The organism is Agrobacterium sp. DE0009 (assembly GCF_007680755.1).
Taxonomy (GTDB): Bacteria; Pseudomonadota; Alphaproteobacteria; order Rhizobiales; family Rhizobiaceae; genus Agrobacterium; species Agrobacterium tumefaciens_B.
Genome location: NZ_VEIU01000001.1, coordinates 716,130 through 727,725, shown reverse-complemented (window position 1 = coordinate 727,725; position 11,596 = coordinate 716,130). Strand labels below are relative to the sequence as shown.

The 11,596-nt window shown below is 56.8% G+C and carries 16 protein-coding genes and 2 tRNA genes; 12 read left to right on the top strand and 6 right to left on the bottom strand.

The features are described 5' to 3' along the window. Positions 1–158: 158 nt before the first annotated feature. The 3 genes from FS804_RS03700 (at position 159) to FS804_RS03690 (ending at position 1,673) form a co-directional block, all read left to right on the top strand. Positions 159–428 carry a DUF982 domain-containing protein gene (locus FS804_RS03700; protein ID WP_186376729.1) on the top strand — a complete coding sequence of 90 codons (270 nt, stop codon included), beginning with the start codon at positions 159–161 and terminating at the stop codon, positions 426–428. A gap of 130 nt (positions 429–558) precedes the next feature. Continuing rightward, positions 559–1,116 carry a methylated-DNA--[protein]-cysteine S-methyltransferase gene (locus FS804_RS03695; protein WP_144574800.1) on the top strand — a complete coding sequence of 186 codons (558 nt, stop codon included), beginning with the start codon at positions 559–561 and terminating at the stop codon, positions 1,114–1,116. A gap of 113 nt (positions 1,117–1,229) precedes the next feature. Further along, entirely contained in the window at positions 1,230–1,673 is a 444-nt protein-coding gene (locus FS804_RS03690) for a TIGR02594 family protein (protein WP_077225126.1), read from the top strand. A gap of 59 nt (positions 1,674–1,732) precedes the next feature. On the opposite strand, the gene FS804_RS03685 is transcribed toward FS804_RS03690, so the two are convergent. After that, a complete protein-coding gene (locus tag FS804_RS03685) occupies positions 1,733–1,972 on the bottom strand; it encodes a hypothetical protein (protein ID WP_144574797.1) in 240 nt (79 codons plus the stop codon). Positions 1,973–2,140: 168 nt separating this feature from the next. On the opposite strand from FS804_RS03685, the gene FS804_RS03680 reads away from it, so the two are divergent. Then, a complete protein-coding gene (locus FS804_RS03680; RefSeq protein ID WP_063951256.1) occupies positions 2,141–2,530 on the top strand; it encodes a DUF2934 domain-containing protein in 390 nt (129 codons plus the stop codon). 609 nt (positions 2,531–3,139) lie between these two features. Here the strand turns inward: FS804_RS03680 and FS804_RS03675 are convergent. Beyond that, positions 3,140–3,214, bottom strand: a tRNA-Asn gene (locus tag FS804_RS03675). A 175-nt stretch (positions 3,215–3,389) separates the two neighbouring features. Here FS804_RS03675 and FS804_RS03670 point away from each other — a divergent pair. Then, entirely contained in the window at positions 3,390–3,668 is a 279-nt protein-coding gene (locus tag FS804_RS03670) for a hypothetical protein (RefSeq protein WP_144574794.1), read from the top strand. A 3-nt stretch (positions 3,669–3,671) separates the two neighbouring features. Here FS804_RS03670 and FS804_RS03665 read toward each other — a convergent pair whose 3' ends face one another. Next, a complete protein-coding gene (locus FS804_RS03665; protein WP_144574791.1) occupies positions 3,672–4,316 on the bottom strand; it encodes an exopolysaccharide biosynthesis protein in 645 nt (214 codons plus the stop codon). A 516-nt stretch (positions 4,317–4,832) separates the two neighbouring features. On the opposite strand from FS804_RS03665, the gene FS804_RS03660 reads away from it, so the two are divergent. The 7 genes from FS804_RS03660 (at position 4,833) to FS804_RS03630 (ending at position 10,568) form a co-directional block, all read left to right on the top strand. Next, positions 4,833–5,420 carry a YqaA family protein gene (locus FS804_RS03660; RefSeq protein ID WP_144574787.1) on the top strand — a complete coding sequence of 196 codons (588 nt, stop codon included), beginning with the start codon at positions 4,833–4,835 and terminating at the stop codon, positions 5,418–5,420. A gap of 138 nt (positions 5,421–5,558) precedes the next feature. Then, complete coding sequence (locus tag FS804_RS03655; protein ID WP_186376728.1) at positions 5,559–6,113, top strand: dual specificity protein phosphatase family protein; 555 nt, start codon at positions 5,559–5,561, stop codon at positions 6,111–6,113. Positions 6,114–6,444: 331 nt separating this feature from the next. Beyond that, positions 6,445–7,557 (top strand): ABC transporter substrate-binding protein, encoded by a 1,113-nt coding sequence (locus FS804_RS03650; protein ID WP_144574781.1) that lies wholly within the window; start codon positions 6,445–6,447, stop codon positions 7,555–7,557. A gap of 110 nt (positions 7,558–7,667) precedes the next feature. Beyond that, positions 7,668–8,720: an iron ABC transporter permease gene (locus FS804_RS03645; RefSeq protein ID WP_144574778.1), complete on the top strand. Its 1,053-nt coding sequence runs from the start codon at positions 7,668–7,670 to the stop codon at positions 8,718–8,720. Continuing rightward, a complete protein-coding gene (locus FS804_RS03640) occupies positions 8,717–9,538 on the top strand; it encodes an ABC transporter ATP-binding protein (RefSeq protein WP_144574775.1) in 822 nt (273 codons plus the stop codon). Before FS804_RS03645 ends, FS804_RS03640 begins: the two co-directional genes overlap by 4 nt. Continuing rightward, the gene (locus FS804_RS03635; protein ID WP_063951231.1) at positions 9,535–9,990 is read left to right on the top strand and encodes a pseudoazurin; all 456 of its coding nucleotides are present in this window, start codon (positions 9,535–9,537) and stop codon (positions 9,988–9,990) included. The genes FS804_RS03640 and FS804_RS03635 overlap by 4 nt, the downstream gene beginning before the upstream one ends. Positions 9,991–10,070: 80 nt before the next feature. Next, complete coding sequence (locus FS804_RS03630; protein WP_063951230.1) at positions 10,071–10,568, top strand: ferritin; 498 nt, start codon at positions 10,071–10,073, stop codon at positions 10,566–10,568. 68 nt (positions 10,569–10,636) lie between these two features. Here the strand turns inward: FS804_RS03630 and FS804_RS03625 are convergent, their stop codons facing one another. From FS804_RS03625 to FS804_RS03615, 3 genes are all read right to left on the bottom strand, one after another. Beyond that, positions 10,637–10,840, bottom strand: a complete 204-nt coding sequence (locus FS804_RS03625) for a hypothetical protein (protein WP_144574772.1) — start codon at positions 10,838–10,840, stop codon at positions 10,637–10,639. 110 nt (positions 10,841–10,950) lie between these two features. Continuing rightward, positions 10,951–11,235, bottom strand: coding sequence for a hypothetical protein (locus FS804_RS03620; protein WP_144574769.1), 285 nt, complete (start codon positions 11,233–11,235; stop codon positions 10,951–10,953). A gap of 137 nt (positions 11,236–11,372) precedes the next feature. Further along, a tRNA-Pro gene (locus FS804_RS03615) sits at positions 11,373–11,449 on the bottom strand. Between the last annotated feature and the right edge of the window lie 147 nt (positions 11,450–11,596).

Genomic DNA, 11,596 nt, shown 5'->3' with positions numbered 1-11,596 from the left:
AGTGTTGAACCGCTTTGTTCCGCAAATCCGTTACAATGGGAAGATGGGGAACACGGTTTATGGGTGGTTATTTTTTTGACCTTGAAACCGCTTGTGAAGGGAACCAACTGGAGGAGCCGGCGTTTGTCGCGGGTTAATTGAGCATGGAAGTACAATCAATGTTGCTGAACGACGTTAAGTGGGAAAAGCCTGTCACGATCTCTCTTGAAAATGGCGCCCCCCGGATTTTCAATGGCGTTTACGAAGCCTTCGATTTTCTTCAGCACGAATGGCCTCAACGCGGTGACAAGACACATGAACAAGCGCTTCGCCTGTGCCGTGCCTCACTGATGGGCGACGTGGCAGGAGAAATCGCGCGCACCGCTTTTATCGCCGCCAGCAGACAGGCGCGATGCCTCGTCGAAGAGCCGGAGAAAATCGCTTCCTGAGCCGATTTTTAGGATGATAGCGACAGGCCACCCGCTAAATCGGGTGGCCTTTTTGTTGAGCACAGGAAACGGGTTGTTTCACATCCGTAATATGGCATCTTGCGGTCGATAAAGTGCGTAGGCAACGATCATGACCATTCATTGCGGATATATTGTTTTCCCAACTGCGCTTGGCCACTGCGGACTTGCGTGGACGGAACGTGGTATCGCGCGGCTGCAATTGCCCGGATCAAATGCTGATGAAACGGAAAAACGCCTGCAGGCACGTCTGACGTCTGCCTCGATTGCCGTCCCGGAACCGCATACGCGCGACGTCATCGGAATGATTACGCGTTATTTCACCGGCGATGAGGTCGATTTCAGACCGATCGAACTTGATCTGTCAGGACAGGAGCGGTTCTTCCTCGATGTTTACGAAGTCGCGCGGCAGATTGGCTGGGGCGATACGACGACCTATGGCGGCATCGCGAATACGCTTGGGTGCGGCATGGAAAGAGCGCGCGACGTCGGTCAGGCCATGGCGAAAAATCCGGTGCCGCTGATCATCCCCTGTCATCGGGTTCTCGCCGCCGGCGGCAGGCTTGGTGGCTTTTCCGCACCGGGAGGAACCGCTAGCAAATTGCGGATGCTCAATCTCGAAAAAGGCGGCCGCAGCCGCACGGATCAGGCGCAGGGGAACCTGTTTTGAAGCATTGACAGATCAGCACCGATGAATAGGTGTCTGATTCCTGCCCATTTCTCGTCAAATTGTCGCTAAATTATCACAATACACGAGCGCCCACCAACATAAGGGCGAGACGTTTGAGAGTATCCGCGTTAATTCTATCCGTTGCCTTGTCTTTTACAGTCGTGGCATCGGCCTCTGCTGGCATGCTGAACCAGGCAGAAAAATACACCGGACTGCATGAGTCCAAGAACAATAAGAGCCTCAAAAATATTCTGGGCGCAAATCCGCGCAGCACCCCATGGTGCGGACTTTTCCTTCATGCTGTCGCCAGCAAGGCAGGGCGGCAGTCACCCAAGTCCTACGGGTTCGCCAAATCATGGACATCCTTTGGTTATGCCGTTCCGGTCAATCAGGCGAAGCCTGGTGATGTGGTGGTCATCCGCAATGGCCGTGGCTACCACGCTGGAATTCTCAAGAGCATGAGCGGCAAGACAGCCCAGATCCTCGGCGGTAATCAGTCCGGCCGCGTGCAGGTATCGAACTTCAATCGCAAGGCGATCGTCTCAGTCCGCCGATAGGCGGGTGGGAAACTTCGTTGGATAAAGGCGGGCTTTGACCCGCCTTTTCCATTTCTGGCTTAGGGCTGTTCACGCGTGCCGGGAGCTGCCTCGCGCTGGTCATCGTCTTCCAGATCGGTCGCAACGATAAACGCGTCCTCGTGCTGACGTGCTGCCTGTCGGCGGGCCCGCAAATTCATGCTCTCATCCGGATCGATCTCCGTCTCCTTGTCTTTCAGCTCGCTGTCGGTCTCGAAGCGGGCGACCTCTTCATCGCTGATGTCCAGTGGCTCGGTTGCGGGCTTTTGCGGGTTGGTCATGGAGCAATCTCCTGTTGGTTCTGGCTCACAAACGATCCGCGGGGAGGGACGGTTCCCTTTTGCTCGCAAATGCTCGGTCACGACAGGTTGACGCGGAACCAACTCTGGCCTTTCTTGTTGTTGAAGTGGCACAATCAAATCCGGTGCAACGCAACGAGGAGGTCCGTTATGAGCCATGACCGCGAAGCCGCAATCCGTGAAAGAGCACGGGCAATCTGGGAGAGGGAAGGGCGACCGGACGGACACCATGAAAGACACTGGAGCGAAGCCGAACGTGAAGTTTCAGCCTCGGAAACCGGGAAGACGAAAAGCGCTGTGAAAAAGTCGGCGGCGCCAACCGAAAAAGCCGCAGCAAAAAAGGCGCCGGCAAAAAAATCAGCATCCGCTAAAGCCAAGTCCCCTGCGGTGAAGTCACTCGAGAACGAGCAGAAATCTGCGGCCAAGGGCAAAAACGAAGATGATCTGACCGAGAGTCTCGAAGAGACGTTTCCGGCGAGTGACCCGCCGGCGCTCACCAATGCGACCAACGCAACGAAACGGGCATCGAAGAAGAAGTGATCGTTTGACGGCCAGCTTGCGCTGGCCGCGGCGCCCTGACGTCATATTGCGCGAAGTGCAATTGCACTTCGCCTCTCCCACGGTGTTTTGCGAGGATTTGTCCGCCGGCGCGAATAACATCTGGGCTGCGCGACCACGTCTCAGCGGCCTGCTTCGGTCTCCTTCTTCATCCCCGTCTCAACGATTCCTGACGCTCACATAGGCGTGGCATAAAATCGATGCGAAAAATCCCACGAAGACCAGGGCCAAATACCAACGCTGATGTCTCTCCAGCCTCCAGCCTCCAGTTTGAACGGTTGTCGCAACGTCCATGCGGCGACGTTATGCGTTTCAGAATTGACTATAGCAAACCCCGCTTTGAATTTTCCAGCCATGCGCACGAGGCTGAGATAGGCGGAGCTTCATCTCGATGAATCGCGGCTATTGGCACGAAATTTGAAACATCTTCTGACTTCACTCGTTTATCCGCCAGTGGACAGAAACGTCCTCAAAGAAAATCCGGAATAGCAATATTGGAAGTGTTGCGCGAAGCGCCGGAAGCAGGAAAAATTGAGGGCAGATTATGCTAATTTGTTCAGCAGCACGTTACTTTTCTCTCCTTGAGAAAAGTGGCTCCCCGGGCCGGATTCGAACCGGCGACCTGTCGATTAACAGTCGAATGCTCTACCGCTGAGCTACCAGGGAACGTGCGCTGCTTGGCGCGGTGTGAGCGGGGTAATACAAATGCTTTTCCGATTTGCCAAGCGGTTTTTTCAAAAAAAACGCATCGCCCTTGTTTTATCTGTGCAGAGTCCCGATTTTCCGGGCTTCTGGACGACGAAAAAATTATCCACAGGCCAGATGAAAAGGGCAGAATGGAATGAAATTCGGTATCGACCACAAAACGGGTCGCCTCAATGTAGGAAAATGTAGCCTCGCCATGCCGAGGTCACGGGTCGGCAGGATCGTGACAGGTTCGGCTTTGATTGTCGGCGGGGCTTTGGGTTTCCTGCCCGTTCTTGGCTTCTGGATGATACCGCTTGGTCTCGTGGTGCTGTCCCACGATCTGCCGGCAGTTCGGCGGCGGCGTCGGCGTCTTGCGGTTTGGTGGGCCTACCGCCAGAACCGCCGCAGCAACCGCAAGGAGGGCCAGCAGTAGGCTTCAGGCGCCGATGGAGCTGCTGAGGCCCTGGCCGGCCCAGAACGCGGCATAGGCGAGGGCTGCGAAGTAAACGGTGGTCAAGCCGAGAAAAAGGTAACCGCCAAGCACCGTGACACCATCCCTTTGAATCATCCCGGCCGAAAAGAGCAGGATCGCAACGCCCGGCAGGGTGTTGGAGAACGGAATGAAGCCGAGTGGCATCATCAGGAGGACGCCAGCGGTCATCAGCGCAAGGCCGTTGATCCTGTTGGCGATCGCACCTGTCGTCAGCGCCGGAAGGCGCGGCCGGATGAAGCCATCGAGCTTGGAAACGATGCTGACGCCCTTCTGAAGGGCGGGGATAAGCTTTGCGGTTTCCATCTGCCGATCGAGGATCTTTTTCGGCAGCCATGGAAGGCGGTTCAGTGTGATTGCGAGGCTGACAAGGATGATCGCTGCGCCAAACACAGTGCTGACGCCGGGAATCGAAACCGGAATAAGAAAGGGCAGGGACGCGATGGCGCAGATCAGCAACAGGCCCTGTTCGCCGATCGCTTCCATCAGCTCGCGCAACGTGATCGTCTCACCCTTCAGTTTTCCGATCAATTTTTCCAGCGTCGTGCTGAGCTTTTCAGACGTATCAGAGAATGCGAATTCGTTCGTCATACGGCGTCCCGGAAGTTGTTTCAACTCCGGGCTTGATAACATTCATCGGGCCGAGTGCCTATCACCGATAGAAATCAGCCCTTTCACATTTGGTCGAGCGGTTCGGCGCTTTTCAGTGCGAAACCCAGTTGCTGTAGGCGCCCGCAAGCAGAACCACCAGCAAAATCACAAGAATGAACGGATTGATCGATGTAACGAAGTTGACATAGTCCATAATGACTTCCTCCTCTTCCTCCGCGTTTCATTCTACAGCAAAAAGGCGAACCAATCTACCGCAGGGTGAAATTTCGCAATGCAGCAACCAAAATCTGGTATCGTCTCGTAGGAGGCGTCTCCGCGACTTTTTGCGATGCAAAAATAAATCTTCCAACATTTGCCATTCTCCTGCGATGTCTCTAATTCTCTCGTTCGGGTCGGATATTTATCGCCGATGGCAAGCACCTCCGGACCCGGCAAATCACCAGGGCGTGCTTCACCTCCTGGATCAAATCCCAACACGCTTCCCGGGGACATGACATGCTGAAAAACATCTACGCCTGGACGATGGCGCTGGCCGCGCGCAAAACCGCAGTCTGGTGGCTGGCGATCGTCGCCTTCGTGGAAAGCTCCGTCTTCGTCGTCCCGGCAGATGTGCTTTTTCTGCCCATGGTGCTGGCGAAGCCCAGGAAGGCGATGTTTTACGCGCTGGTGGCCACAGTTGCATCCGTACTGGGCGGCATTGCCGGTTGGTTCCTGGGGCATTACGCCTTTGAGAGCCTCGCCCGCCCCATTCTTGAATTTTACGGCAAGCTCGACAGTTTCGAGCATCTGAAGAGCTCGGTGGATTACGAGACGATTGTTCTCCTGTTGGTGACATCGGGGCTCGCGCATCTGCCGCCGATCAAGGTCGTCACCATCCTTTCCGGCGCCGCCAATATCAGCCTTGGCCTGTTCATCCTGTCAGCCGTCGTCACCCGGGGGGCGCGCTTCTTCATCCTTGCCGGCCTGCTGCAACGATACGGGGAATCGGTCCGCCACTTCATCGAAAAACGTCTCGGCGTCATTACGGCGGCGGCCGCCGCCGCGCTCCTGGCTGTCTATGCCGTCTACGTTTTCGTGCGCTGATCCGTAATGCGGGCAATACTCTAACAGTACTGTCGCAGAACTTTCAGCCTGCTGTCAGAATCCATCGGTATCGGTTCCTTGTTCAATCAGGGAAACCGTTCAGTCATGCGGAAATTTTGGAAGTGCTCGTTTTGGGGCATGGGTTTTGTTGTCCTCGCGACAGGCGGTTACCTCTACGCCATCCAGCTCCTTGGCAATTTTCACGAGGTCGTTCCGGGTCAGTTTTTCCGCTCCAATCAGCCGACCGCCGAGCAACTCACGCGCTACACCGAAGATTATGGAATAAAGACCGTGATCAATCTGCGTGGCCCCAACGAAGGTGAAAGCTGGTATCGCGACGAACTGGAAACCTCGAAGAAGCTTGGCTTGAACCATATTGATTTTGGCATGTCGGCCAGCCGCGAGCTCACCATGAGCCAGGTCAATCAGCTCGTCGCAATCATGCGCGACGCGCCAAAACCCATTCTTATCCACTGCAAATCGGGTGCGGACAGAACCGGCCTGGCCACCGCGCTCTACCTCAGCCGGGTTGCCCGGCTGGGTGAAGAGGCGGCAGAAAGCCAGCTGTCCATTCGTTACGGGCATGTCGGCATCCCCTATCTCTCCGCGGCCTATGCCATGGACCGCACCTGGGAGAATGCCGAGGAAATGCCTCTTATCGACGACCTGACAATCGCCTCCAACGAGTTCTAGAGCGCTTTCTAAGGAAACCCCATTACCCGAAATTCCCCGTCATTGTTTTTACAAGGTCTAGACGAACAACGGCCAATTTACTTTTGCCGGGCGTGTCCGAGACCGGGATTCGTCCCGGCCTTGCTCGGAAGAAATATATCGCCGATCCGGCTAAAATGTCCCGGTAGTCTTTTTCCGCGTCCGCGTGTGCATATCTTGCGTCTCCCACGCGACGTGACGCTGCCGGTAGCAATTCACTTTTTATATTAGCGACTTACGCGATTCCGAATTGAAGTTGACTCTATATGTCATCTTTTATAGAGCATCTCTGTTTCAACATTCGGATCCCATCATGACCCACAAAATATTTCTTGCCGGCCTTGCCGCATCTCTATTTTCAGCCTTCTTGATCGTGCCTTCCGCCGAAGCGGCGGAAAAGACCATCACGGATGTCATCGGCCGTCAGGTCAAGGTTGATCTTCCTGCAAAACGTGTCGTTCTTGGCTTCTATTTCGAAGACTACATGGCTGTTGGCGGTGAGAAGGCCTATGATTCCGTCGTTGGGATTTCGCGCGAGGCCTGGGAGGGCTGGGTGCCCGCCAACTGGAAAATGCATCTCGCCCACCGCGCTTCCCTTGCCGATATTGCCGACGTAGGCGAGGTCGAGGCACAGACCTTCTCCGTCGAGAAAGTTCTCAGCCTTAATCCCGATCTCGTGATCCTGGCGGACTGGCAATACAAGGCGCTTGGCCTCGATGCCGACCGTCTGGAAGAAAAGGGCATTCCGGTCGTCGTGGTGGATTACAACGCGCAGACGGTCGAGCGGCATGTCGCCTCCACGCGGCTTTTTGGCGAGCTGACCGGGCAGGAACAGCGCGGCAACGAAATCGCGGAATTCTATTCCGGTTCGCTGAAGGACGTCGCCGATCGCGTTGCGAAGTCCGGCAAACCGAAGCCAAAGGTCTATGTCGAGTTCGGCAATAAGGGCCCGGCCGAATATTCCTTCACCTACGGCAAGAACATGTGGGGCGCCATGTCCACCGCCGCTGGCGGCGACAACATCGCGGCGCCATTCGTCGAATGGTGGGGACCGATCAATCCGGAGCAGGTTCTGGCTTCCAAACCGGACGCGATCTTTATTGCCGGTCGTGAGAACAACAAGAACCCGGCTGCCCTGCCGATGGGGCAGGCGGTGGAGGCCGTGGATGCCCGTGAGAAGCTGAAAGCCTTTGAGACCCGTCAGGGCTGGAGCGAATTGCCGGCCATCAAGAACAGCCATCTTTTCGGCGTCTATCAGGGCGCGTCGCGCACGCTCTCTGATTTCGCGATGGTCCAATACATCGCCAAGCAGCTTTATCCCGAGCAGTTCAAGGACATCGATCCGATCGCAAACTATCTCGGCTATTACAAGAAATACCTGCCTGTGACGCCCGAGGGTACCTTCGCCATCGCCGTCAAGGATTGATCGATCCTTACTGCTGCGTCGAGGGCGCCTGGTCTTCATGCGCAGCCCGGCTATTGCGGACGCCGCGTCGTGGCGTTCGCTCTATACGATCCGTTACAAGCAGGTTCTTCATGACAATTGCCGCCCGTTATGCCGAGGCGATCGGCGCCCATCGGCTGCGCGAACGTCGCCGCTGGCGCGTCGTATCCATTTTTTTCCTCATGGTGGTCGTCAGTCTTGTTCTCGATATCGCCACTGGTCCATCGTTGCTCTCCCCGGCCGAAGTGGTGCGCTCGCTGACGGGTCTTGGCGAAAGGGCTGCGATGACCGATTCCATCGTGCGGGGCCTGCGCCTTCCCATGGCGTTGATGGCGCTTGCCGTTGGAGCAGCACTCGGCGCGGGCGGCGCGCAGATGCAGACATTGCTGAATAACCCGATGGCCAGCCCCTATACGCTCGGAATGGCTGCGGCCGCCGGTTTCGGCGCGGCGCTTGTGCTGGCGCTCGGCGGGCTCGGACTGGATGCCATGATCGCCGTTCCCTTTGGCGCTTTCGTTTTTTCCATGCTGGCGGCGCTCTTCCTCTATCTGCTGGCATCCATGCGCCAGATGAGCGCTGAAACCATCATCCTGGGCGGCATTGCTCTTCTCTTCCTGTTTCAGTCGCTTCTCTCGCTTATCCAGTTCCTGTCGTCGCCGGAATTGTCGCAGCAGATTCTGTTCTGGCTTTTCGGCAGTCTCACCAAGGCGACCTGGCCGACGCTCGCGCTGACGGCATTCGTGACGGCGCTCTGCTGCGCGCTGTTGATGGCCGACTGCTGGAAATTGACGGCGTTGAGAATGGGGGAAATGCGGGCGACAAGCCTTGGCATCAACGTCCGACGGCTGCGCATGAAGGTTCTCGTCATCGTTGCTGTCATGACTGCGACGGCCACGAGTTTTGTCGGCGTCATCGGTTTTGTCGGGCTTGTGGCCCCGCACATTGCCCGCATGACGGTTGGAGAGGACCAGCGCTTCTTCCTGCCCATGTCAGTGCTCAGCGGCGCGCTGATGCTGTCGGCCGCGTCCATTCTCTCGAAGTCCATCATTCCGGGCGCGCTGTTTCCCGTCGGGATCGTCACGGCCATCGTCGGCGTGCCGTTTCTTCTGTGGCTCATCTTCAGTCCGAAGAGGCGTGACCGATGATGGTTCTGGACGGTATCTGCGTCGATCGTGGCGATGTTTCAATCGTGAAAGACCTCTCAGCCCGCCTTGATGCCGGGCGGATCCACGCCGTCATCGGCCCGAACGGAACAGGCAAGACGACCCTGTTGCGGGCGATCTTCGGAGATCTGCCGCTTGCCGCCGGCTCGATCAGCCTTGGAAGTCGTCAACGGATCGCCAGAGCGAGGGCAGGGCGAGGTGCAGGCAACTGGCAGGACAATTTTGCCTATATGCCGCAGGATACAGGGGCGGATATCGCCCTCAGTGTCCTGGAGGTCGTGGCGCTCGGCCGCTTTCAACGACTTTCCCTGCATATCGACGATGAGACACTCGACCTTGCCATGACCCGTCTGCATCAGGCCGGTATTGCTCACCTGGCGGACCGGGACATCGGGACATTAAGCGGCGGACAGCGGCAGATGGTGCTTTTCGCCCAGGTTCTCATGCGTCAGGCGCAGTCGGTGCTGCTGGATGAGCCGGTAAGTGCGCTTGATCTGAAACACCAGGTGGCTTTGCTCGATCTGGTCCGGCGGGAAACCCGAGCCAACGGCTGGGTAACGCTGGTGGTGCTGCACGATCTCAACCTTGCCTGCCAATATGCGGATAACCTCCTCGTCATCGCAAATGGCACGCTCAAGGCCGCAGGCGCACCACGTGACATCGTCACGCCGGCGCTGATTTCAGACACCTACGACGTTGCCGTTGAGGTGCTGCGGGACCGACACGGCAACCCCGTCATTCAGCCTGCGGGCGGTTCGCCGCCAGACCGTTTCGAAACTTCCGAAGGAGTAATTGCATGAGCAGATTTTTATTGACGCTTGCCACGATACTGGCTGTCACTCTTCCTGTTGCAACTGCCGTCGCTGCCGAGCACAGGGTCCTGATGCTCAACTATGGCAAGGAGGGTGGCATGGTTTTCGAGCCTTCCTATGTCAAGGCGGAGCCGGGCGATACGATCACATTCGTGCCTGAGAATTCGAGCCATTACGTCCAGTCCTATGCTGTTCCCGAAGGCGTGACGCCATGGAAAAGCAAGCTAGATGAAGCCTTCAGCGTGACCGTCGATCAGGAAGGCGTCTATCTCTATTATTGCCCGCCGCATTTGATGATGGCGATGATCGGCGTCATCCAGGTCGGCAAACCTGCCAATCTCGAAACGGTCAGGCAGAAAGCCGAGAAGCTCCGGCCCAAACTGGTCATGAAAGCCGAGAGGCTCGACGCGGCGCTCTCACAGGTAACGCCCGCCCAGTAATCCACAAAAATCCAAACGCCCACCCTCGCATGGCCGTCTCGACGGCACGCATTTTTGAACCCCAAACAAAGGAATAAGCCATGGCCAGCAAGCCCATCGAAGCGACGCTGAACGATCTCCTCAACGGCGAATTACGTGCCCACCACGCCTATCTTCAAACGGCCGCATGGGCGGCGGAACGCAACCTCGACGGTTGCTATAAATTTCTGATCGGCCACGCCGCCGAAGAACTCGAGCATATGCATCGCATCTTCACGTTCCTCAACGATCTCGGCGCAAAGGTCACGTTCGCGGAACTACCGGCACCGCAGGTGACTGCAAATGACATCAAGGGTCTTTTCACGATCGTCACCGAACATGAATCCCGCGTCACCGCAGCCATCAACGCTGCCGTCGATCTCGCCCGCGCGGAAAAAGACCACGCGACGACGTCATTCCTGCAATGGTTCGTCGATGAGCAGCATGAGGAAGACAGCCTATGCCGCACGATTCTTGGAAAGATCGAGCTGATCGGCAACGGCCCCAATGCCGACTACCTTATCGACCGGGAAATTGGACATCTGGCAGAGAAGGGCTGATTGCTACCACGGATTTGTCAGCACTTCCTGAGCCACAAGAATGCGGCTCGGGAAGTGCCGATTTAGTTTTACTCCCGCTCCATATCCGGCGTCCACCCGCGCGTATATCCCCTTCCCATCAGGGCGACGGCAAGCGAAAGCTGATCCTGCAGATGTTCGATTTCACCAAGAAGGGCTTCGACAGCCGCCTTTGCATTGCCGTCATGACACTGGATGACGTATCCCGCGATGTCGTCAGGCTGGATGGGGGTGATTTTTTCCGCGTCGGACATGGGTGGCGACCTCTCTTTTGTTCACTAAATGTTCTAATTTTAGCGGAGAGTCAATAAGCCAATATCGGCCATCCCAGGCCGGCGCCGTTGGCGGTAATGAAACAACGATTTCAGAAATCGGCCACGAGCGCGTCTAGTGAACCGGAGGGTTCCTCGCCATCGAGAAAGCTGCGGATGCCATCTTTCTCGCAGGTGGCCAGAAACTCCTCCCACGCGTCCTTGTCGGTCGCGAAGGGCTCGTCCCAGGTGGTGACATCGTCGTGCTCGCTGATCACCTCCAGCGTCCAGTCCTGCTGGGTGCCGGCGGGCCGGTAAATATCGACGAGAACGGTGACCCCATCATCCTCGAACTCGCCCGAGAACTCCGAGTGCTCAATTTTCGGTTTTTTGGCCATTTCCGCACACCTGCTTCTCAAGGCTTGGACAAAGATTAACCCCGGACGGGTCTTTTCACGCGGCGAGGAGCGATGTTGCAGACCGCTGAAACAAATATAGCCAGCTCTGGGGGAACTGGCTATCTATCTGATTTTAATGGTCGGAGCGGCGGGATTCGAACCCACGACCCCTTGACCCCCAGTCAAGTGCGCTACCGGGCTGCGCTACGCTCCGAACCTGAAAGCCGTTTATATAGAAGCCTCTTAGGGCGCAAGCGGAAAATGGCCTTTTCATAAAAAAACAAAAAGAAGGTGTGGACGCCAAGTGAACCCGCGGCAGGCGGGGGCGGACTGGACGAGCTTTGCGGCGAGGAGACAACCG

Bases quoted from the DNA above. Each gene is read 5' to 3' on its own strand.
- FS804_RS03670 (WP_144574794.1), top strand. From the start codon at position 3,390: ATGAAATTCGGTATCGACCACAAAACGGGTCGCCTCAATGTAGGAAAA.
- FS804_RS03640 (WP_144574775.1), top strand. From the start codon at position 8,717: ATGATGGTTCTGGACGGTATCTGCGTCGATCGTGGCGATGTTTCAATC.
- FS804_RS03665 (WP_144574791.1), bottom strand. From the start codon at position 4,316: ATGACGAACGAATTCGCATTCTCTGATACGTCTGAAAAGCTCAGCACG.
- FS804_RS03650 (WP_144574781.1), top strand. From the start codon at position 6,445: ATGACCCACAAAATATTTCTTGCCGGCCTTGCCGCATCTCTATTTTCA.
- FS804_RS03700 (WP_186376729.1), top strand. From the start codon at position 159: ATGTTGCTGAACGACGTTAAGTGGGAAAAGCCTGTCACGATCTCTCTT.
- FS804_RS03620 (WP_144574769.1), bottom strand. From the start codon at position 11,235: ATGGCCAAAAAACCGAAAATTGAGCACTCGGAGTTCTCGGGCGAGTTC.
- FS804_RS03680 (WP_063951256.1), top strand. From the start codon at position 2,141: ATGAGCCATGACCGCGAAGCCGCAATCCGTGAAAGAGCACGGGCAATC.
- FS804_RS03695 (WP_144574800.1), top strand. From the start codon at position 559: ATGACCATTCATTGCGGATATATTGTTTTCCCAACTGCGCTTGGCCAC.
- FS804_RS03655 (WP_186376728.1), top strand. From the start codon at position 5,559: ATGGGTTTTGTTGTCCTCGCGACAGGCGGTTACCTCTACGCCATCCAG.
- FS804_RS03630 (WP_063951230.1), top strand. From the start codon at position 10,071: ATGGCCAGCAAGCCCATCGAAGCGACGCTGAACGATCTCCTCAACGGC.
- FS804_RS03685 (WP_144574797.1), bottom strand. From the start codon at position 1,972: ATGACCAACCCGCAAAAGCCCGCAACCGAGCCACTGGACATCAGCGAT.
- FS804_RS03625 (WP_144574772.1), bottom strand. From the start codon at position 10,840: ATGTCCGACGCGGAAAAAATCACCCCCATCCAGCCTGACGACATCGCG.
- FS804_RS03635 (WP_063951231.1), top strand. From the start codon at position 9,535: ATGAGCAGATTTTTATTGACGCTTGCCACGATACTGGCTGTCACTCTT.
- FS804_RS03660 (WP_144574787.1), top strand. From the start codon at position 4,833: ATGCTGAAAAACATCTACGCCTGGACGATGGCGCTGGCCGCGCGCAAA.
- FS804_RS03645 (WP_144574778.1), top strand. From the start codon at position 7,668: ATGACAATTGCCGCCCGTTATGCCGAGGCGATCGGCGCCCATCGGCTG.